This window comes from Aeromonas sp. QDB56 (genome assembly GCF_027705505.1).
Lineage (GTDB): Bacteria > Pseudomonadota > Gammaproteobacteria > Enterobacterales > Aeromonadaceae > Aeromonas > Aeromonas caviae.
In genome coordinates this window covers 1-19385 of the sequence record NZ_JAPDBZ010000076.1, presented here as the reverse complement: position 1 = coordinate 19385, position 19385 = coordinate 1, and the positions used below count along the sequence as shown (strand labels likewise).

General features: G+C 60.1%; 20 protein-coding genes and 2 pseudogenes. 7 read left to right on the top strand and 15 right to left on the bottom strand.

The window, feature by feature from the left end; translation table 11 throughout:
• Positions 1-160, bottom strand: a pseudogene (locus tag OKB81_RS12945) (IS6 family transposase); the annotation flags it as partial.
• Between the two features lie 46 nt (positions 161-206).
• Entirely contained in the window at positions 207-1475 is a 1269-nt protein-coding gene (locus OKB81_RS12940; protein ID WP_000179845.1) for a DNA-binding domain-containing protein, read from the bottom strand.
• 272 nt (positions 1476-1747) lie between these two features.
• Between OKB81_RS12940 and OKB81_RS12930 the strand changes: the two genes are divergently transcribed.
• Entirely contained in the window at positions 1748-1921 is a 174-nt protein-coding gene (locus OKB81_RS12930) for a hypothetical protein (RefSeq protein ID WP_197086636.1), read from the top strand.
• 612 nt (positions 1922-2533) lie between these two features.
• On the opposite strand, the pseudogene OKB81_RS12925 reads toward OKB81_RS12930, so the two are convergent.
• The 3 genes and pseudogenes from OKB81_RS12925 to OKB81_RS12915 all read right to left on the bottom strand — a co-directional run bounded on the left by OKB81_RS12925 (position 2534) and on the right by OKB81_RS12915 (position 5434).
• A pseudogene (locus tag OKB81_RS12925) lies at positions 2534-3905 on the bottom strand (IS1182-like element ISCfr1 family transposase).
• Between the two features lie 114 nt (positions 3906-4019).
• A complete protein-coding gene (locus OKB81_RS12920) occupies positions 4020-5156 on the bottom strand; it encodes a DUF3883 domain-containing protein (RefSeq protein ID WP_000080860.1) in 1137 nt (378 codons plus the stop codon).
• 50 nt (positions 5157-5206) lie between these two features.
• Positions 5207-5434 (bottom strand): hypothetical protein, encoded by a 228-nt coding sequence (locus tag OKB81_RS12915; protein ID WP_000248278.1) that lies wholly within the window; start codon positions 5432-5434, stop codon positions 5207-5209.
• A 23-nt stretch (positions 5435-5457) separates the two neighbouring features.
• Between OKB81_RS12915 and OKB81_RS12910 the strand changes: the two genes are divergently transcribed.
• Positions 5458-5649 carry a hypothetical protein gene (locus OKB81_RS12910; protein ID WP_000951934.1) on the top strand — a complete coding sequence of 64 codons (192 nt, stop codon included), beginning with the start codon at positions 5458-5460 and terminating at the stop codon, positions 5647-5649.
• 481 nt (positions 5650-6130) lie between these two features.
• Here the strand turns inward: OKB81_RS12910 and OKB81_RS12905 are convergent, their stop codons facing one another.
• From OKB81_RS12905 to OKB81_RS12880, 6 genes are all read right to left on the bottom strand, one after another.
• Positions 6131-6673, bottom strand: coding sequence for an AAA family ATPase (locus OKB81_RS12905; protein ID WP_000587837.1), 543 nt, complete (start codon positions 6671-6673; stop codon positions 6131-6133).
• 12 nt (positions 6674-6685) lie between these two features.
• A complete protein-coding gene (gene aac(3)-IId / locus OKB81_RS12900; protein ID WP_000557454.1) occupies positions 6686-7546 on the bottom strand; it encodes an aminoglycoside N-acetyltransferase AAC(3)-IId in 861 nt (286 codons plus the stop codon).
• A 74-nt stretch (positions 7547-7620) separates the two neighbouring features.
• On the bottom strand, positions 7621-8097 hold the full coding sequence (locus OKB81_RS12895; RefSeq protein ID WP_028697649.1) for a TnpR: 477 nt from the start codon (positions 8095-8097) through the stop codon (positions 7621-7623).
• Between the two features lie 106 nt (positions 8098-8203).
• On the bottom strand, positions 8204-9040 hold the full coding sequence (locus tag OKB81_RS12890) for an aminoglycoside O-phosphotransferase APH(6)-Id (protein WP_000480968.1): 837 nt from the start codon (positions 9038-9040) through the stop codon (positions 8204-8206).
• Entirely contained in the window at positions 9040-9843 is an 804-nt protein-coding gene (aph(3'')-Ib, locus tag OKB81_RS12885; protein WP_001082319.1) for an aminoglycoside O-phosphotransferase APH(3'')-Ib, read from the bottom strand. The genes OKB81_RS12890 and aph(3'')-Ib overlap by 1 nt, the downstream gene beginning before the upstream one ends.
• A 65-nt stretch (positions 9844-9908) precedes the next feature.
• The gene (locus OKB81_RS12880; protein ID WP_000904906.1) at positions 9909-10523 is read right to left on the bottom strand and encodes a recombinase family protein; all 615 of its coding nucleotides are present in this window, start codon (positions 10521-10523) and stop codon (positions 9909-9911) included.
• A 125-nt stretch (positions 10524-10648) separates the two neighbouring features.
• Between OKB81_RS12880 and OKB81_RS12875 the strand changes: the two genes are divergently transcribed.
• On the top strand, positions 10649-13534 hold the full coding sequence (locus OKB81_RS12875) for a Tn3 family transposase (RefSeq protein WP_001138082.1): 2886 nt from the start codon (positions 10649-10651) through the stop codon (positions 13532-13534).
• Here the strand turns inward: OKB81_RS12875 and OKB81_RS12870 are convergent.
• Complete coding sequence (locus OKB81_RS12870) at positions 13531-14025, bottom strand: recombinase family protein (RefSeq protein ID WP_270670101.1); 495 nt, start codon at positions 14023-14025, stop codon at positions 13531-13533. The two genes, OKB81_RS12875 and OKB81_RS12870, sit on opposite strands and share 4 nt — an antisense overlap.
• Before the next feature lie 201 nt (positions 14026-14226).
• Between OKB81_RS12870 and OKB81_RS12865 the strand changes: the two genes are divergently transcribed.
• Genes OKB81_RS12865 through OKB81_RS12855 form a run of 3 tightly spaced genes read left to right on the top strand, consistent with a single transcriptional unit; the run spans position 14227 to position 17873 of the window.
• Positions 14227-14466: a ribbon-helix-helix domain-containing protein gene (locus OKB81_RS12865; RefSeq protein ID WP_003089107.1), complete on the top strand. Its 240-nt coding sequence runs from the start codon at positions 14227-14229 to the stop codon at positions 14464-14466.
• A complete protein-coding gene (locus OKB81_RS12860; protein ID WP_003463562.1) occupies positions 14466-14876 on the top strand; it encodes a putative toxin-antitoxin system toxin component, PIN family in 411 nt (136 codons plus the stop codon). Before OKB81_RS12865 ends, OKB81_RS12860 begins: the two co-directional genes overlap by 1 nt.
• 3 nt (positions 14877-14879) lie before the next feature.
• Entirely contained in the window at positions 14880-17873 is a 2994-nt protein-coding gene (locus tag OKB81_RS12855) for a Tn3 family transposase (protein ID WP_270805264.1), read from the top strand.
• 12 nt (positions 17874-17885) lie between these two features.
• Here the strand turns inward: OKB81_RS12855 and OKB81_RS12850 are convergent, their stop codons facing one another.
• From OKB81_RS12850 to OKB81_RS12840, 3 genes are read right to left on the bottom strand one after another with little or no spacing between them, the layout of a single operon-like run.
• Positions 17886-18098, bottom strand: coding sequence for a GDCCVxC domain-containing (seleno)protein (locus tag OKB81_RS12850; protein ID WP_003089113.1), 213 nt, complete (start codon positions 18096-18098; stop codon positions 17886-17888).
• A gap of 7 nt (positions 18099-18105) precedes the next feature.
• Positions 18106-18381, bottom strand: a complete 276-nt coding sequence (gene merP / locus OKB81_RS12845; RefSeq protein ID WP_003150552.1) for a mercury resistance system periplasmic binding protein MerP — start codon at positions 18379-18381, stop codon at positions 18106-18108.
• A 12-nt stretch (positions 18382-18393) separates the two neighbouring features.
• Complete coding sequence (locus OKB81_RS12840) at positions 18394-18744, bottom strand: mercuric transporter MerT family protein (RefSeq protein ID WP_003089115.1); 351 nt, start codon at positions 18742-18744, stop codon at positions 18394-18396.
• Between the two features lie 74 nt (positions 18745-18818).
• Here OKB81_RS12840 and merR point away from each other — a divergent pair, with 74 nt between their 5' ends.
• Positions 18819-19217, top strand: coding sequence for an Hg(II)-responsive transcriptional regulator (gene merR, locus OKB81_RS12835; protein WP_003089120.1), 399 nt, complete (start codon positions 18819-18821; stop codon positions 19215-19217).
• The last annotated feature ends 168 nt before the right edge of the window (positions 19218-19385 follow it).

The following is a 19385-nucleotide window of genomic DNA, read 5'->3' as shown; positions in this document are numbered from 1 at the left end:
AACGCTGAACCCAGCGGTAAATCGTGGAGTGATCGACATTCACTCCGCGTTCAGCCAGCATCTCCTGCAGCTCACGGTAACTGATGCCGTATTTGCAGTACCAGCGTACGGCCCACAGAATGATGTCACGCTGAAAATGCCGGCCTTTGAATGGGTTCATGTGCAGCTCCATCAGCAAAAGGGGATGATAAGTTTATCACCACCGACTATTTGCAACAGTGCCCATCGGCGTAGTAGTGGATGTGGTCGATGACAAAGCCGGTGCGGGTCAGCGTGCGCCGGAGGATCGGCAGAAAATCGACCAGGAACGAAGTAGCGCGTGTGACGACGGCCGGTACGCCGACACGCGCCACGGCCTCGGCCCAGCGCGCGGCCGGCGGTTGGAGCAGGCCGTTGTGCACCGAACCGTGGTAGGTGCCGACCGCCAATGTGAGCCAGCGCTCTAGCTCGCGCAGCGTCAGGGCGGCCTTGTTTTCGGAATCGTAGTCGCCGCGCTGGTCAGGGTTGGAGAAGGTCGTTCCCGGCAGTTCGTCGTGAATCATCTGCATCGCCGTGCCGATGATCCGTTCCACGATGCCGCCATAGTGCGGCTGTCCCAGCGGGCGATAGTCCAGCCGGATGCCATGCTGCTCGCAACCCCGGCGCAGGGCCTCGCTCTTGAACTCGGCCGCGTTGTCTAGGTAGAGCAGCAAGGGCTTGCCGCTCATCTGCCAATCCATTTCCACGTTCAGTCCTTCCAGCCAAGGGCGCTTGTCGCAGGCGACATGCACGAGGCACAGGCCAACCGAAACGGCAGACGGCGCTTCCAGCGTGACGACCATGCCGAGCACGCAGCGGGTGAACACGTCGATGGCGAGGGTCAGGTACGGGCGGCCAATAGGTTGCCGGTCGCGGTCATCGACCACGATCAGGTCGATGACCGTATGGTCTATCTGCACCTGCTCCAGCGGCGCGGTCACGGCAGGAGGCTCGCCGCCCACACCTTGTAGGTCACGAGCGGCATCCTGGCCTTCCCGCCGGCGGATGACCTTGCGCGGGTCAAGGCTAGCGATCCGTAAGGCCACGGTATTGCGCGCCGGCACTCGCAGTTTTTGAGCCTTGCACACCTGAGTGACTTCGCGGTGAAAGGCCGCTAGGCTGCGCTTCTGCTTGGTCAGGAACCGCTTTTGCAGTAGCTCGTGGATGACGCGCTCGACCGGTTCCGGCAAGCGCCCCTTACCTTTACCTCCACCGGACTGGCCGGGCACCAGATCCGTCACGAGGCCGCTGCCTTGCCGGGCACGCCGGATCAGAACGTATACCTGGCGCCGAGACAAGCCCAGCGCCTGAGCCGCCATATCGGCCGCTTCGTGCCCGACCGTCTCCGACTGCGCCAACGGACTGATGATCTCCGCACGACGGCGCGCACGCTCCCAAGCCTCATCAGGCAGAGTGGCCACGCCTTGTTCTGGAATCCGTGGGGTGTCCGTCGCCATGCTCACCTCGCTTTGGTGCACACGAGTATTGAGCATAGTCGAGATTGGTGCAGATCACTTCTGATATTGAACTGTCAGGAGCTGGCTGCACAACAGCCATTACGCCCAATCAACTGGTGCAGTCGTCTTCTGAAAATGACACGCAGCGTGGCCATTCCTGACATCCAGTTAGGGTATGCCTTAAATTGACGCTCCGACATGAGTTGTGTATTAGATATAACTTATTGTAGTATTTGTAACATTAATCATCTTTTTGACGAAGGAGCCCGTGCTTGAGCTTTCTTGCCCTATTCGTCAGCCTGCCCACCAAGGCATCGACCGGCCGCATGCGCGTCTGGCGTTCTGTCAAAGCGCAGGGCTGCGCAACGCTGCGCGACGGGGTCTATCTGCTGCCCGACTCGGCGGACAGTGCGGCGACGCTGGGCGAAGTTGTGGGAGGAAAATAAAGTGTCATCCTAACTACAGGACCCTGCAACGTAGCAATTCCTGCAAAAATCCATTTAAAACAATGACTTATTTCAATTCTGCCATCTGCAAGCGTTTTGTGGGGATGGAGGCCGGAATCATTAAAGTATCATCCTAATTTTCGCTCAACCTTGGAAAATGCTGAGAATCGTAAAAATAAAGTTTCATCCTTTCCGCTACTAGTTCAAGGCTTTCTTCCGGCCGCCGGCAACAACGCTGCTTGGCTGAGGCGATCCACTTGCGCTACCGCTCACTGATCAGATCGAACTTGAACTCGACGAGCAGCCAACCATCAGGCCGAGCGTGATCGCCAAAAAAAACGGATCATGCGAAATCCTTCGTTGAGTTTGGCGCGGGTTTTAGCAAATCAGCTGGCCCGCGATCCGGTTGAGAGTGATCCGAAGCGGTCCTTGACGACCGGCACAAATCGGCCGATTCTGTTGAAAAAGTAGCTTTAGCGGCAGCCTGCCGATCAGGTGTGCCTGCTGTCGAAGTGGCTGCAAGCCACTTCAAGTTGCCTTCCGGCGTTTCACTGAGCGTCCTTGCTCAGGTTTAAGGGTTAATTTGAGGGTTTCTGCTCGTAGCAGGCATACCTATCCCGTCAGCGGTGGCCCTTGAGGCAAAAGCTTGGCCATGCGGCGCAGGTTCTGCACCATCGCAGCCAAGGTGAATTCGTCAGTGGCACCCGTTAGGCCACGCAGTCGTAAACGGTCGAGTTTCATGATCCGTTTGAGGTGGGCGAAAAGCATCTCCACCTTCTTTCGTTCGCAGCGAGAGACGAGGTACTCCGGTGTCTTGGCGATGCGTCGAGCCACGTCGCGGGCAGCCTCATGGATGCTGCGGACGATCTTCCGATTCGGCGTGTTGGGGCAGCATTTCGCTTTCAACGGGCAGGTGGCGCAGTCGGTTTGGCTGGAGCGGTAAATGACGGTTTTGGCCTTAGTTACCCGCGACCTTTGCTGGGTGAAGGCGCGCCATTCACTGCGTAGCGGTTTGCCGGCTGGGCAGCGATATTCATTGGCGTCCTGACTCCAGTGAAAGTCGTTACTGGAGAGGCTGTCGTCCTTGCGCTCGGTCTTGTCCCACACCGGCACATGCGGTTCGATGTCCTTTTCTTCGACCATCCAGGCCAGCATCGGGGCGGTGCCATAAGCGGTATCGCCGATAAGGCGTTCCGGTGTGAGATCGAACTGCGCCTCGACACGCTCGACCATCGTCCTAGTCGAATCGACTTCGGCGGTACGGTGCGCCGGGGTAGCTTCCACGTCCATGATCACACCGTGCTCAGTGTCGATCAGGTAATTCGTGGAGTAGGCAAAAAAGGCCGGGCCACCTGGCGCTGCTGTCCAACGGGACTGAGGATCAGTGAGCGAAATTTTCTTGGGAAGAGCCTCAGCCAGCGCCTCTTCATCAAGGGCTTCGAGGTACTCGCGCACTGCGCGGCTGCTGAGCTTTGGATCGTTCCAATCGACCTCATCTCCCGCCACCCCACGTTGCCGGCTGGCATCCGCCTTAATGATGCTGGCGTCGACGGCGAAACCTTCACCCTTGACTAGGCCGGCTGCCATGCAGCGCCGCAGCACCTCATTGAATAACCAGCGGAATAGATCGCTGTCACGAAAACGCCCATGGCGATTCTTCGAGAAGGTCGAGTGATTGGGGACTTCGTCTTCCAGACCCAACCGGCAGAACCAGCGATAGGCCAGGTTCAGGTGCACCTCTTCGCACAATCGCCGCTCGGAACGAATGCCATAGCAAGTAGCCGACGACCAGCATGCGCACCATCAACTCCGGGTCAATCGAGGGACGCCCGATGGGGCTATAGAAATCTGCCAGGTAGGCACGTAGATCACTGAGATCCAAGCACTGGTCGATGCTGCGCAGGAGATGTTGGGCCGGGACGTGATCTTCCAGATTGAACGAGTAGAACAGGCGCTGCTGTCCTCCCGGTAACTGTCCCATCATGCTGTTCGCCCCCACGCTCGCTGACAAAGCAATTTTGCCAACGGCATGGGGAGGCCGCTACTTTTTCAACAGAATCGGCCGCACACAGCCATTCGGCTCAACAGAACCCTGCCTTTACCCCACCAAACTCCGGAAACTCGCCCGGTAGTCCGTCGGCTTGAGATGCACATGTTGGCTGAGGTCGCCGGGTAGCGTGAACAGGCGCGGACCGTCCCGAAACTGGAACACGCGATACAGATGGAATTGATCGCCCGCCTCCTTGGAGAATTCGAGTTCGTTGTGGCTGACCAAGAAAGACGAGCCTACCCCGCCATTGGTGGTTTTCACCTCGATGAAGCGCTCATGGGCGTCCTCTTCGAACGACAGGATGTCGAACCCCGCACCGTCTCCCTGGGTGTCGGACACCCAATCCAGCCGCTGAAAAAGCTCTGGGTGGCCGAGCTCGGTCAGGCGTTGCTGTTCGTAGCCAATCACCCACTGCTCCCCTGCCCGGCCCAGCTTGCGGTTGGCTTCATCGCGAGCGGCATAATCGAACTTTCGCGGTAGGCGTTGCCGTAGAGATGCCGGGGTACGCACAAGCACTTCACGGGCGGGTGGTTCTACCAAAGCCGCTCGGTAGGTTTTGTCACCCGGAAGTTTTACCTCCTCCAGGGCATCGACAAGAGCGCCGACCGTCTGCTGATGTTCCAGAACGTAGGCGTGTACGGATTTACGCAGCAGCAGTTGGCTGTTGCCGCGTGGCTTGTAGCCGTTGATATAGGGCAGGCCCAGGGCATCGAGTACGGCGCTAATGTTCTGGTGCTTGAGCTCGACTGAAGACTTGCTGCGACCGTTCAGCAGTTGGCGCAGTGCCTGGTTGTGCTCGGACTTGTTGTACGGCTCCCCAGCCGCCTCGGCACGCAGCATGTCGAAATAGTCTTCGACCGTGGCCAGGACCTCTTCTTCGGACCAGTCTTCGCCGATGCGAATGATGCGAAACCCGAGCCGCGTCAGCGCCGGAACGACGGTCGCCTCGCCACCGGAGAAGCTGTCAGCAGTGAGCGGGCCCTGCTCGGGAAATTGCTTGCCGAAGGCCACACCGGCGATGGCCTTGGAATCGCAATCGGTGCCGGTCTTCGGATCACGTACCAGGAAGTCGCGGGACTTGCCGTAGCCGTGGCGCGCCAGGAATTTCGTGCGGCCCAGTTGCACGAACTCATCGATGGCAGCCTGCACGGCGGCGGGGCTTCGAAGCTGGGAGAGTTGAGACACAGGGTCCTTCCTTACTGTCATGGTGTGCCGGGAACCGCCGAGCCACGAGATTATGAGTAGCCCCTGAACAGAAACGTCACGATAAAAGCCGTGAACGCCACCAGGCCCATTAAATCCCTTGCGTATTTGCAGCCCGTGCTGTCCAAACCTGTACCAGGTCCGATCAACACGCTCCAACCATTGAGGTACGAAAACACCGCCTGACCGAACAAAAAATGCGTGATAGCCGCCGCAGCCATGACGCCGGAATCGTCAGACAGGCTGTAGCTGTTGACCATTGCCCTGTACGCCTGCATCTGAAATGGCTATTGCCCTGATGGGAGCCGGCTTTTCAGCCACCGACACCAGCGATGCCGTCAATATTCTTTACCCGATAACCATGACCGTACAAGCTAACAAGGCCTGGCAAGCCAGCGGACTTAAAAAGTCTTTTTTTCTACCATCCCACAAAAAAGTTCGTGGTGGAGAAAAGATAAGCTATGCAAGGCTTTAGGAGACGTGGTTTTTCAGGATGACGAAGAACGATTCGGCGCTAGGTGCAACATAGGTGCATCGCACGAGCGCTAGGAACGGCGAAAAAAGGCGGACGTGGCGAAATCGGTAGACGCAGCAGACTTTAAAATTGGAGTGCCCGCGGGGAAATCCGCGGAGTAGAACCGCTCAAAGTCGGGGAACGCTAACGGGCAATACCCTAAGCCAATCCCGAGCCAAGCCCCTTCGGGGGAAGGTGTAGAGACTGGACGGGCGGCGCCTAAAGCCTTCGGGCAATGGCGAAGGGACAGTCCAGACCACGAACGTCATCAGACGGCGGCGAAAGTCGAGGTGGTACGAAAATCTGCTTCTCTGTGAGAGTACGGGTTCGAGTCCCGTCGTCCGCACCACAAAGCCAAACATCCCTGCGATGATCGACCTCTGGGCGTTTGGTCGTGAGCCCGCCACCCTCGCGCTACGCTTTGCGCAGGCGTCGAAGGCGATCAGGTGCGCCCATCGATTCCGTCGAGCACCATCGCTGCGAGTTCATCGCTGGTGTGTGCACCACTATCGAGAACACGGGTTGTGCATGGAAGCCGTTCCCTTGCGGCCAAGCATCGGGCGACATTCGCTAATCGCCACTCTCGAATCTCCGCATTTCGATTCGGGTCAGGATGCATGGTCTGGTTCGCGATCCGGTGACGCAATAGGTCCTCGTTGAGCGTCAGAAAGATGTGCAGCAGCTGATCGTCGATCCGCCTTACCCCGTCGAGTATCTCAGTCAGATAGTCCGGGTGCACGAGCGTCATTGGGATGATGATGTCCTGCGAGTAATTCCTTCGAATCTCCCTGACCGCCGCGATCGTAAGTCCCCTCCACAAGGGGAGATCCTGATAGTCTCCGCTCGCTGGCATGGGGACCGTTTCTTTCACCACGAACCCGATTTCCTCGGGGTCAAAGATCAGCGATTTGGAACGCCGATCGCGCAGCCGCTTAGCGAGCGTCGTCTTTCCGGCGCCGAAAGGTCCGTTGATCCAGATTATCATTGTCGACGGCCTCTAACCTGAAGGCTCGCAAGAGCGCTCGACGGCCTCGTGCGGAGGCACGATCGGAGTGGTTCCGAAATGCTTCTCAAGATAGGTGACGCCGAACGTCACGATGTCCTGCGCGTCGAACAGGTAGCACTGAGCAAAGCCCACGACACCTTCTCGATGGCGACCGAGCTTCACGTAAGCATTTGCTATAGTTTCAACCGCATCCGGCTTTCCTTCGATAGCAAAGCAATCGAGAATGCCGTTTGAATCGTAATCCGATGCCGTTTTCCAGGCGACTTCACCGTCTCTTCCAAGCATCGGCATCTCATACGTCACCCACCGTTTGTTGGGGATATCGGCAACCGCCTCGGCGTAGTGCAATGCGGTAACGGAGTTTAGCGGCGCACCCAACAGCAGGGCCTTCCCGCCAAGGCGAACGAACCGCTCGACGGGCGATCCTTCCCCCAAGGCGTGACCGAGTTCGTGAGGCTCCGTCAGCGTTTCAGCCAGCGGACCAACCGCGACCATCGATGCATCGGGGTGCGCGCTGCGCCGCGCGCCGGGGGCTTGAACCAGAAATTGATTCAGCAGGCCGAACCCACGGTAAGTCCCGGCTGTTGCGGGATCGAACGGCAGCCAGGTACGGCGGGCTTCGTCATCCAGCCGAGCGCCATTCAGAGTCTCCTCGTAGGGTGATCGGTCCCACGACGCGTATCCCATCACAGTGCCAGTCGGCCCAACCGCGGAGCGTAACGCGGCAACGACCGTCTCCGCTCCTCCTTCGACCGGACCAATCGCTTTAAGTGAGGCATGCACCATCAAGAGGTCACCGGTTTGGACTCCGAGTTTTTGAAGCGCCTCCGTTATTGCCTTCCGCGTATGCATCGCGATATCTCCTCTAAACTGCAAAACACTATACGGGGTTTGGGGAGCAATGGAACCAAAAACCAACGTAAGCCCTACCAACGCTTTTCGGTGTCTTCTTCCCAGGCGCCCATCTCGACAAAACAGTTGCGCATGTCGGCCTCCTGGCTGATCTCGGTCAGCAGGTCATGCACGCTCTTGTCCAGCTCATCGTCGCTCCGATACGGAATGGTCAACTCATAGTGGCCGGCATCCAGCCGCTTCATGCCATAGGGCTCCAGGCAGTAGCGCTCAATGTTCTCCGTGGCCCGCTTCCGGCCGCGCACGAACTTGCTGTTATTCACCACCGCGAGGCGCAGGGTGACGGTGGCCACCCGCTCGGCGGCGGGCGGCTCTGCCGGCGACGCGGCCGAAGGCTGCTGGTCGCGTGACCTGGCGCTCTTCTGGTACGCGCCGATCTCGACACCACGGTGGCGCAGGTAGCTGTACAGCGTGCTCTTGGAGATGTGCAGCTTCTCGCCGATCGCGCTGACGCTCAGGCGACCTTCGCGGTAGAGGGTTTCGGCCGCCATGGGGTCGTTTGCGGGAGAGGGCGAAATCCTACGCTAAGGCTTTGGCCAACGATATTCTCCGGTAAGATTGATGTGTTCCCAGGGGATAGGAGAAGTCGCTTGATATCTAGTATGACGTCTGTCGCACCTGCTTGATCGCGGCCGCGATAGCTAGATCGCGTTGCTCCTCTTCTCCATCCGCGTTCCAAGCTGCGGAAAGGCACCCATAAGCGTACGCCTGGTCGAGCAGGCGACGCGGATCGACGTCCAGCGCACGAGAGAATGCGTCCGCCATCTGTGCAATGCGTCTAGGATCGAGACAAAGGTCGTCTCTGTCAGCCGGATCGTAGAACATATTGGCGGCGCCAAAGCCCACTTCACCGACCAGACCGACGGGATCTATCACCAGCCAGCCGCGACTGGAGAACATGATGTTTTCATGATGCAGATCGCCATGTAGCCCACGCAGTTCCGAGGCATTGCTCATCATTTGATCGGCTATAATCGCCGCGTGGACGTAGTCAGTTTGACAACCTGCGTTTTGATCATCGCGCGCCCGCTGAAACAAAGCTGCAAAGCGATCCCGGATCGGGAGAAGGGCAGAAGGCAGGGGTTCCTCAGATGCGGCATACAGCTTCGCCATTAGTTCCGCTGCAATTTCGGTCGCCTGGTAGTCGCCGTGCTCGGCAACGATGTGAGAGAGCATTCGCTCCCCGGCATATTCGAGCAACATCAGATTGTTCTCACGACCGAGCAACCGGACTGCTCCCCTCCCATTGCGCCATACCAGATAGTCGGCCCCGCGCAGTTCATCAGCAATGTCTTCTATAGGTTTCAATCCCTTGACGATTGCAGGAGTCCCGTCTGGCAATGAAACTTTCCAAACGAGGCTGGAAAAGGTGTCCGCAATGAGAACAGGTTGCGAAACGTGCCAATGAGCAGGAAAAACAGGCGGCATGAACATCAACCCCAAGTCAGAGGGTCCAATCGCAGATAGAAGGCAAGGCGTTCGCGGTCGGGGGCTTCGATCCCCAATACATTGAATAGGACAGCGAAGGCGCGCTCTGCTTCATCTGGCGCTGCCCAGTTCTCTTCGGCGTTAGCAATCATGAGTGCCAAATCGGCATAGCGATCTGCTGTTCCGAGCCGCCCAAGGTCGATCAGACCCGTGCATTGAAGAGTTTTAGGGTCCACCATGAAGTTCGGCATGCAGGGATCACCATGGCAAACAACCATATCGGTGCGCTCTTGGTCGAGCCGCACCGGTAGCTCTCGTTCGACACGAGCCAAAAGATCGAGCTGCGGCGTACTCTTGTCCTCGTCCGGTAAGAAGTCGGGATTGACGGCATTGCGGGACACCACATCAACGGCGCGTCCGAACATTCGCGACAGCCTGCGCTCAAACGGACATTGATCAACCGATAGGCTGTGAACAGCGCCAAGTTGCTGCCCCATTGACGGCCACGCTTTGAGCAAATCCGCTCCAGACAGATCAGCCGCCGGTACTCCCGGAATTGCCGTTATCACCAAGCATGCACCCTCCTGTTCCTCCTGCCAGTTGATCACCTCGGGGCAAGCCACACCTCGACCTTTGAGCCAAATGAGGCGGTCACGCTCTCCAGCGAGCTCACCGCGGCGGGAAGCAGGTGCGATTTTCGCGAAGGCATGCCCGTCACCACGTCGAAAAACAAAATCACCAGATTCTCCGCCTCTGACAGGCAACCAGTCAGAATGCGATTCACCAAAAAAAATATTAGTTCGATTCAATGGAGGTTCCTTCAGTTTTCTGATGAAGCGCGGAGGTGGCTCAACCTGCGAAAAGAAACGAGTTGCTACGTAAGTCCGAGAACATGCTTTCCATGGTCTCTGAGCTCGCCTTTGGGACCGACATATCGGTAGAGAGTGACGCGCTCGATGCCGAGTTCCTTGCAGAGATCGGAAACTGAAGTATCGCGCTGGGCCATGGCGGCTTGCGCGAGACGCACCTGAGCTTTGGTGAGCGCGAATTTTCGTCCGCCCTTGCGACCGCGCGCTCTCGCGGAGGCGAGACCCGCCATGGTGCGCTCTCGGATCAGATCCCGCTCGAACTCGGCCAAGGTGGCGAAGATTCCGAACACCATGCGACCGGACGCAGTCGTGGTGTCGATCTGAGCGCCCTTTCCAGTCAGAACCCGCAGGCCGATCTTGCGGTCTGACAGCTCCTTCACCGTGTTGACCAGATGGGCAAGCGATCGTCCGAGGCGATCGAGCTTCCAGACCACCAGCACATCGCCGTCACGCAATGACTTGAGGCAGGCAGTCAAGCCAGGGCGATCATCACGACCGCCGGAAGCAAGATCATCATAGATATTGTCCCGTTCGACACCTGCGGCGCGCAAGGCGTCGTGCTGCAGGTCGAGAGACTGCGAGCCATCGGCTTTGGAGACGCGGGCATATCCGATCAGCATGTATCACAAACGTTGGTTTGAGGCGGCGCTTCGGCCACGATTGCATTGACCTCTGGAAATGTATCTCAACCAGCTTCATAAACAAAGCGTCTTGAACGCTATCAGATTTTGAAAAAGGAACATGTATGCCGCGTCGCGTCACTCTAACCGATCGGCAGAAAGACGCGCTGTTGCGCTTGCCGACTTCACAGACGGATTTGCTCAAGCACTATACGCTGAGTGATGAAGACCTTGGGCATATCAGGCTGCGTCGGCGCGCTCACAACAGGTTCGGCTTCGCCCTGCAATTGTGTGTCCTGCGCTATCCCGGTCGGGTGCTGGCTCCAGGCGAACTGATCCCTGCAGAGGTCATCGAATTTATCGGAGCGCAGCTTGGCCTGGGTGCCGACGATCTCGTAGACTATGCTGCCCGCGAGGAAACACGGCACGAGCATCTTGCCGAGTTACGGGGGCTCTACGGCTTCCGCACCTTCTCCGGACGTGGTGCGAGCGAGCTGAAGGAATGGTTGTTCCGAGAAGCCGAGATGGCGGTGTCGAACGAGGATATCGCCCGTCGCTTCGTAGCCGAGTGCCGACGCACCCGCACTGTCCTTCCCGCGACATCCACGATCGAGCGGCTTTGTGCCGCGGCTCTCGTCGATGCCGAGCGACGCATCGAGACGAGGATCGCCAGTCGGCTGCCTATGTCGATCCGAGAACAGTTGCTGGCATTGCTCGAGGAGACGGCTGATGATCGGGTGACCCGTTTTGTGTGGCTGCGCCAGTTCGAGCCTGGCTCGAACTCTTCGTCGGCCAACCGGCTGCTCGACCGGCTCGAATATCTGCAACGCATCGATCTCCCCGAGGATCTGCTTGCCGGCGTTCCTGCCCATCGGGTGACTCGTCTGCGCAGGCAGGGTGAACGGTATTATGCCGACGGCATGCGCGATCTCCCGGAGGACAGGCGGCTTGCGATCTTGGCTGTTTGCGTCTCGGAATGGCAGGCGATGTTGGCCGACGCAGTGGTCGAAACCCACGACCGGATCGTCGGCCGTCTCTACCGTGCTTCGGAGCGTATTTGCCATGCAAAGGTCGCAGACGAAGCGGGGGTGGTGCGTGACACCCTGAAATCCTTCGCCGAGATCGGGGGCGCCCTGGTCGATGCACAGGATGATGGCCAGCCGCTGGGCGATGTCATCGCGAGTGGGTCAGGGTGGGACGGCTTAAAAACCCTTGTTGCAATGGCAACCAGGCTGACCGCCACCATGGCCGACGATCCGCTCAATCATGTGCTCGACGGTTATCACCGCTTCCGCCGATACGCTCCACGCATGTTGCGCCTGCTCGATCTGCGAGCTGCGCCCGTTGCACTGCCGCTTCTGGAAGCGGTGACGGCCCTTCGTACCGGTTTGAACGATGCCGCGATGACCAGCTTCTTGCGGCCCAGCTCGAAATGGCATCGCCACCTTCGGGCCCAGAGGGCTGGCGACGCTCGCCTATGGGAGATCGCGGTGCTGTTCCATCTGCGCGATGCGTTCCGCTCCGGAGATGTCTGGCTTACTAGGTCCCGGCGCTATGGCGATCTGAAACACGCACTCGTTCCGGCACAATCCATCGCGGAAGGCGGTCGTCTCGCTGTGCCATTGCGGCCGGAGGAATGGCTGGCAGACCGGCAAGCTCGCCTCGACATGCGGTTGCGCGAGCTTGGCCGTGCCGCTCGCGCAGGCACGATCCCGGGCGGGTCGATTGAAAACGGCGTTCTGCATATCGAGAAACTCGAAGCCGCCGCGCCGACAGGCGCCGAAGATCTGGTGCTCGATCTCTACAAGCAGATCCCGCCCACGCGCATCACCGATCTCCTGCTGGAGGTGGATGCGGCGACCGGCTTCACCGAAGCGTTCACCCATCTGCGCACAGGAGCACCCTGCGCTGACCGGATCGGGCTAATGAACGTTATCTTGGCGGAAGGGATCAACCTCGGCTTGCGCAAAATGGCGGATGCGACAAACACCCACACCTTCTGGGAATTGATCCGCATTGGACGGTGGCATGTCGAGGGCGAAGCCTATGACCGGGCGCTGGCCATGGTGGTCGAGGCACAGGCAGCGTTACCCATGGCCCGGTTCTGGGGCATGGGCACGTCGGCTTCGAGCGACGGACAGTTCTTCGTCGCTACAGAGCAAGGTGAGGCCATGAACCTGGTCAACGCGAAATATGGCAATACCCCGGGCCTGAAAGCCTATAGCCACGTCTCCGACCAATATGCGCCGTTCGCAACCCAGGTGATTCCTGCAACGGCAAGCGAAGCGCCTTACATCCTCGATGGCCTGCTGATGAACGATGCTGGACGCCATATCCGCGAGCAGTTCACCGACACGGGCGGCTTCACCGATCACGTCTTTGCCGCATGTGCCATTCTCGGCTACCGGTTCGCTCCGCGCATCCGCGACCTGCCATCCAAACGGCTCTACGCGTTCAATCCGTCGGCCGCCCCGGCGCACCTGCGAGCGTTGATCGGCGGAAAGGTCAACCAAGCCATGATCGAGCGCAATTGGCCCGACATCCTGCGCATCGCCGCCACCATTGCTGCCGGGACCGTCGCGCCAAGCCAGATTCTGCGGAAACTCGCCTCCTATCCGCGGCAGAACGAGCTCGCGACAGCCCTGCGGGAAGTCGGTCGCGTCGAGCGCACCCTGTTCATGATCGACTGGATTCTGGATGCCGAACTCCAACGGCGTGCCCAGATCGGGCTCAACAAAGGCGAAGCTCATCATGCGCTGAAGCGGGCAATCAGCTTCCACCGCCGCGGTGAAATCCGCGACCGTTCCGCCGAAGGCCAGCATTACCGCATCGCCGGCATGAATCTGCTCGCCGCCATCATCATCTTCTGGAACACCATGAAGCTCGGCGAGGTCGTTGCAAACCAGAAACGCGATGGAAAGCTGCTATCGCCCGATCTCTTGGCCCATGTTTCGCCGCTCGGATGGGAACACATCAATCTCACCGGAGAATATCGCTGGCCAAAGCCTTAGCGTAGGATTCCGCCCCCTCCCGCAAACGACCCCGCCATGGCGGTGGCCTCAGCCTTGGCTGGCAGGCCCTTGGGACGGCCACCGATCCGGCCACGCGCCCGTGCGGCCGACAGACCCGCCTGAGTCCGCTCGCGGATCAGCTCGCGCTCGAACTCCGCCAGCGAGGCGAACAGGTTGAACACCAGGCGGCCTTGGGCGTGGGTGGTGTCGATGGGGTCATTCAGGCTCTGTAAGCCGACCTTGCGCTCTGCCAGCTCGCCGACCAACTCGACCAGGTGCTTGAGGGAACGCCCAAGGCGATCCAGCTTCCAGATCACCACGGCATCACCCGGCCGCACGTTGGCCAGCAGTTTGTCCAACTCCGGCCGGGCGCTTTTCGCGCCGCTGGCGATGTCTTGGTAGATGCGTTCGCACCCGGCCTGTTTCAGGGCATCGACTTGTAGGTCGGCTTTCTGATCCCGAGTGCTCACTCGCGCATAACCGATCTTCATCAAAAGTACTGTTTACTCGACTACGTTAGTAATAGTTGAACTTTGATTAAGCGTACCAGTTATTTGAACCGTAGCGCGGGGAGCTTAACGAACCGAGCCATTCCTCGATAGAGTTCGGCAAAACCTTCGTTTTGTCGAACCATTGCATCGCCCTTTGTGATTGGCGTATAAACACACAAACACCTATTAGCGGAGAACGCTATGAATACCATTCGCTGGAATGTCGCCGTCTCGGCCGACACCGACCAGTCGCTTCGGATGTTTCTGGCCAGCCAGGGCGGCGGCCGTAAGGGCGACCTGTCGCGCTTCATCGAAGAAGCGGTACGGGCACACATCCTGGAGCTGAGCGCTGAGCAGGCCAAGGCCGCTAACGCCCATCTGAGTGAGGCAGAATTGACCAACGCGGTTGACGAAGCGCTCGACTGGGCACGTAAGCGCTGATGCGGGTCGTGTTGGATACCAACATCCTGTTCAGCGCCCTGATCTCGCCACATGGCGCGCCCGATGCGATCTACCGTGCCTGGCGGGCGGCGCGTTTCGAGGTGGTGACCTCGCGGATGCAACTCGATGAAATTCGTCGAGCCAGCCGCTATCCCAAGCTTCAGGCCATCCTACAGCCCGCCAAGGTGGGCGCCATGATCAATAACCTGCAACGGGCTGTGGTACTGGAGCGCCTGACCATCGAGGTCGAAGCCGATGATCCGGATGACTCGTTTTTGCTGGCCATGGCCTTGGCGGGCGATGCGGACTACCTGATAACCGGTGATCGCCGCGCCGGCCTGCTGCAACGCGGGCACATCGAACGCACGCGGATCGTCACGCCCGCCGTGTTCTGCGTCGAGGTGCTGTGATCAATGCCGGTCGGTTTTCTGACTCAAGAGCAACGCGACGGTTTTGGCCGCTATGTTGATTCGCCCAGCCGTGAAGAGCTGGAACGTTACTTCCACCTGAGCGATGAAGACCGTGAAGCCATCCAGGTGCTGCGGGGTAACCATAACCGTCTGGGTTATGCCGTTCTGCTGACCACCGTCCGCTTCGTTGGCGTTCTGCCGGACAAGCCCGCCGCCGTGCCGGCGGAAGTCCTGCAGGTGCTTTGCCGACAACTGGCGATTCCAGACCCCGACTGCCTCCAGCGCTATAGCGATCATCGCCGCTGGATACATGCCACCGATATTCAGAACCGCTTTGGCTATCGTCATTTCACCGATCCGGGCATCGGCTTTCGCTTGAGCCGCTGGCTGTATGCCCTCTGCTGGACGGGCACCGACCGGCCGGGAGTGCTGTTTGAGCGAGCCACCTCGTGGCTGTTCACACAGAAAGTCCTCCTGCCTGGTGTGTCTCAACTAGAGCGCTTTATCGCCCAGTTGCGCAGTCGGGTCGAAGAACGCCTCTGGTTTACGCAGGGCCGCAGCGTGACTGAGGAACAGCGATTGCAACTGCAAGACTTGCTGACGGTGGCCGAAGGCAACCGCAGCTCCCGGCTGGATCAATTGCGCTCCGGCCCGGTCATGGTCAGTGGCCCCGCGTTGATTCGGGCACTGCGCCGGCTCGATGACGTGCGCGGCATCGGCATCACCTTGCCGGCGGCGGCGCACATCCCTCCCAGCCGTATCGCCGCCCTGGCCCGCTTCGCCAACACGGCCAAGGTCACCGCGATTAATCGGCTGCCGGCGTCGCGGCGGATGGCGACACTGGTGGCCTTCGCACTCTGCCTGGAGGCGACTGCGCACGACGACGCACTGGAAGTCCTGGAGGCCTTGCTGCGCGACCTGTTCAGCAACGCGGAGAAGGCCGACAAGAAAGCCCGCATGCGCAGCCTGAAAGACCTGGATCGGTCGGCCGCGACGCTCGCCGCCGCGTGCAAGGTCGTGCTGGACAGCTCGATCAGCGATGACAACGTGCGCGCCCGGCTGTTCAACGACCTGCCGAGGACCACCCTGGAAAAGGCCCTGGAAGAGGTCAACGCGCTGATCCGCCCGGTAGATGACGTCTATTTTCTTGCATTGGAAGCGCGCTACCGCAGCGTGCGCCGCTTCCTGCCCGACCTGCTCAAGCACATCCGCTTCGGCTTCAGCCCGGCCGGCAAGGGCGTGGCGGCTAGTCTGGAGTGGCTGCAACTGAACCTGCCGCGCCGGAAGCCAGAGGATGACGCGCCGCAGGAGATCGTGGCCAAGGCTTGGCAGAAGCACATCACCCGCGAAGATGGCTCCCTCGACATGGGTGCCTATGTGTTCTGCACGCTCGATGCGCTGCGCACGGCCCTGCGCCGCCGCGATGTCTTCGTCTCGCCCAGTTGGCGCTATGCCGACCCGCGCCTTGGCCTGCTCGACGGTGCCGAATGGCTGGCGGCGCGACCGATCATCTGCCGGTCACTGGGCCTGACCATCGACGCCAAAACCACCCTGGACGCCTTGTCCGTCGAGCTGGATGCAACCTGGCTGGCAGTAGCCGCGCGCCTGCCCGACAACCCGGCGATTCAACTGAGCGAGAACACCGAGGGCAAGACCGAACTGTCGCTCGGGGCGCTGGACAAGCTGGACGAGCCCTGCTCGTTGCTGCAACTGCGGGCGGCCGTGTCTGACCTGATGCCGCGTGTCGATCTGCCGGAAATCCTCTTGGAAATCGCCGCCCGCACTGGCTTTTCCGAGGCCTTCACCCATGTCTCCGAACGCAATGCACGCGCCGACAACCTGGTCACCAGCCTCTGCGCGGTGCTGTTGGGCGGGGCCTGCAACACCGGCCTGGAGCCCTTGATCCGCACCGACAACCCGGCGCTGCGCCGTGACCGGCTGTCCTGGGTCAGCCAGAATTATATCCGCGACGACACCCTGTCAGCGGCTAACGCCATCCTGGTCGGAGCGCAAAGCCAACTGGAACTGGCCCAAGTCTGGGGTGGCGGCGAGGTCGCCTCCGCCGATGGCATGCGCTTCGTCATACCGGTGCGCACCGTGCATGCCGGCCCCAATCCGAAGTATTTCGGCACCGGCCGGGGTGTCACCTGGTACAACCTGATTTCCGACCAATTCTCCGGCCTCAACGCCATCACCGTGCCCGGCACGCTGCGCGACAGCCTGGTGTTGCTGGCGGTCGTGCTGGAACAGCAGACCGAGTTGCAGCCGACGCAAATCATGACCGACACCGGGGCCTACAGCGATGTGGTGTTCGGGCTCTTCCGCCTACTTGGCTACCACTTCAGTCCGCGGCTGGCCGATGTCGGCGGTACCCGCTTCTGGCGCACGCGCCCGGACGCGGACTACGGCAAGCTCAACGGGCTGGCCCGCCAGTCGGTCAAACTCGACCTGATCGCCGAGCACTGGGACGACCTGCTGCGCCTGGCCGGCTCGCTCAAACTCGGCCGGGTGCCGGCGACTGGCATCATGCGCACGCTGCAAACGGGAGATAGACCCACCCGGCTGGCCCAGGCGCTGGCCGAATTCGGGCGGATCGAAAAGACTCTGCACACGTTGACCTATATCGACGACGAGTCCAAGCGCCGCGCCACCCTGACCCAGTTGAACCGAGGCGAAGGCCGGCACAGCCTGGCCCGCGCCGTGTTCCACGGCAAACGCGGCGAGCTCCGCCAGCGCTACCGCGAAGGCCAGGAAGACCAGCTCGGTGCTCTGGGCCTGGTGGTGAACATCATCGTGCTGTGGAACACCCTCTACATGACGGCGGCCGTGGAACGGCTCAAGCAGCACGGCTATCCAGTGCTGGAAGAGGATTTGGCCCGGCTATCGCCGCTGATCTACGAGCACATCAACATGCTCGGGCGGTATTCCTTTGCGGTACCGGAAGAAGTTGCGCGCGGCGAGCTGCGGCCACTGCGTAATCCAGACGACGACCTGTGATCCCCCTAAACGCTATGAGCAACACCCAAGCTGCTGCTGGATCGGCGGGCACTTCACCGAGCCGAACGAACAGAAAACGCAGCAATCCCCTGGGTTGGGGCGCAGCAGCGCCTTGCAGTTGCTGCACTCGTAATAGAACTGGCAGGCGTCCGTGGGCATGGTTTCCGGCTTGGCGAAGCCGCAGCGCGGGCAAGTCAGCACGGACTCAAGGACAATGGCGCTCATCGTGACCTCACTTCTGCACTGTGGAGGGGTATCCCGCGTTCGCGGTCGCCTCAGTCAGTGCCTCGGGCTGGGCCTTATCGGGATCGTAGGTGACGGTCGCCGTCTTCTGGTCGAAATTGACCTGGACGTCACTCACGCCGGACACCTTCTCCAGCGACTTCTTGACCGTGATCGGACAGAGTCCGCACGTCATGTTCTGCACGTCGAGCGTGACGGTTTTCGGGGGAGCCGCCAGCGCCACGAAGGGCAAGGCGAAAAGCACGGCGATCAGCAGTTTGCGCATGGTTAATCTCCTTCAGTAGAACAGCGGGGCGAGCCACGGCACGGCCAATAGGCCGAGCAGCAGCACGCTGACGATCCAGAACACGAGTCGCTGTCGCACGAGCGTGCGCGGATCGGCGCAGGGTGTACCTGGCGTACAAACCTGTGGCACCAGGTAGAGCTTGCGGAATGCCAATCCCAGGAACAGTAGAGTCAACCCGATGAAGAGGGGGCGTAGTGGCTCCATCATGGTCAGAGCGCCCACCCACGTACCGCCGACACCGAGTGCCAACAGCACCAGTGGCCCGACACAGCACACCGACGCACCGATGGCGGTCAGCGAACTCGCGACCAGCGAGCCTTTCCCGGTGAGTTGCATCCCCATTCCCATCTCCTGAGCCTGATTGCCTAGGTGCTATTCTAAACTCCGTACCAAAGTACGGAATCAAGGAGAAAGTGATGGCCACAGAGCTGACCATTGGCAAGCTGGCAGACGCCGCCGGGGTGAACGTCGAGACGATCCGCTACTACCAGCGACGCGGGCTGCTGGATGAACCAGCCAAACCCTTGGGTGGCCATCGGCGCTATCCGGTGGACATGGTGAAGCGACTGCGTTTCATCAAGCGGGCTCAGGCGCTGGGTTTCACGCTCTCGGAAGTCGGTGGACTGCTGACGCTGGATGAGTCGTGCGCCTGTGCCGAAACGCGAGCACGGGCTGCACGCAAGCTCGCGTTGATCGAGCAGAAGATGGCCGACTTGGTCGTCATGCAGCAACTGTTAGGCGAACTGGTGCAGCAATGTGATGCGGGAGACGGCGGAACGATCTGCCCGATCATCGAGGCACTGATCAGAGAGTAATGCCTGGCGGGTGAGCTGGAGATCGGAAAGCCCCTTTACGGTGGGATTCAGAGCTTACGTTGGTTTTTGGTTCCATTGCTCCCCAAACCCCAAGCCAGGGCAGATCCGTGCACAGCACCTTGCCGTAGAAGAACAGCAAGGCCGCCAATGCCTGACGATGCGTGGAGA

Excerpts from the sequence above, each read along its gene's own strand:
- OKB81_RS12940 (WP_000179845.1), bottom strand. The coding sequence starts at position 1,475 with ATGGCGACGGACACCCCACGGATTCCAGAACAAGGCGTGGCCACTCTG.
- OKB81_RS12915 (WP_000248278.1), bottom strand. The coding sequence starts at position 5,434 with ATGGTCAACAGCTACAGCCTGTCTGACGATTCCGGCGTCATGGCTGCG.
- OKB81_RS12910 (WP_000951934.1), top strand. The coding sequence starts at position 5,458 with ATGGCTATTGCCCTGATGGGAGCCGGCTTTTCAGCCACCGACACCAGC.
- OKB81_RS12905 (WP_000587837.1), bottom strand. The coding sequence starts at position 6,673 with ATGATAATCTGGATCAACGGACCTTTCGGCGCCGGAAAGACGACGCTC.
- OKB81_RS12895 (WP_028697649.1), bottom strand. The coding sequence starts at position 8,097 with ATGGCGGCCGAAACCCTCTACCGCGAAGGTCGCCTGAGCGTCAGCGCG.
- OKB81_RS12890 (WP_000480968.1), bottom strand. The coding sequence starts at position 9,040 with ATGTTCATGCCGCCTGTTTTTCCTGCTCATTGGCACGTTTCGCAACCT.
- OKB81_RS12880 (WP_000904906.1), bottom strand. The coding sequence starts at position 10,523 with ATGCTGATCGGATATGCCCGCGTCTCCAAAGCCGATGGCTCGCAGTCT.
- OKB81_RS12875 (WP_001138082.1), top strand. The coding sequence starts at position 10,649 with ATGCCGCGTCGCGTCACTCTAACCGATCGGCAGAAAGACGCGCTGTTG.
- OKB81_RS12870 (WP_270670101.1), bottom strand. The coding sequence starts at position 14,025 with ATGAAGATCGGTTATGCGCGAGTGAGCACTCGGGATCAGAAAGCCGAC.
- OKB81_RS12865 (WP_003089107.1), top strand. The coding sequence starts at position 14,227 with ATGAATACCATTCGCTGGAATGTCGCCGTCTCGGCCGACACCGACCAG.
- OKB81_RS12860 (WP_003463562.1), top strand. The coding sequence starts at position 14,466 with ATGCGGGTCGTGTTGGATACCAACATCCTGTTCAGCGCCCTGATCTCG.
- OKB81_RS12855 (WP_270805264.1), top strand. The coding sequence starts at position 14,880 with ATGCCGGTCGGTTTTCTGACTCAAGAGCAACGCGACGGTTTTGGCCGC.
- OKB81_RS12850 (WP_003089113.1), bottom strand. The coding sequence starts at position 18,098 with ATGAGCGCCATTGTCCTTGAGTCCGTGCTGACTTGCCCGCGCTGCGGC.
- merP (WP_003150552.1), bottom strand. The coding sequence starts at position 18,381 with ATGCGCAAACTGCTGATCGCCGTGCTTTTCGCCTTGCCCTTCGTGGCG.
- OKB81_RS12840 (WP_003089115.1), bottom strand. The coding sequence starts at position 18,744 with ATGGGGATGCAACTCACCGGGAAAGGCTCGCTGGTCGCGAGTTCGCTG.
- merR (WP_003089120.1), top strand. The coding sequence starts at position 18,819 with ATGGCCACAGAGCTGACCATTGGCAAGCTGGCAGACGCCGCCGGGGTG.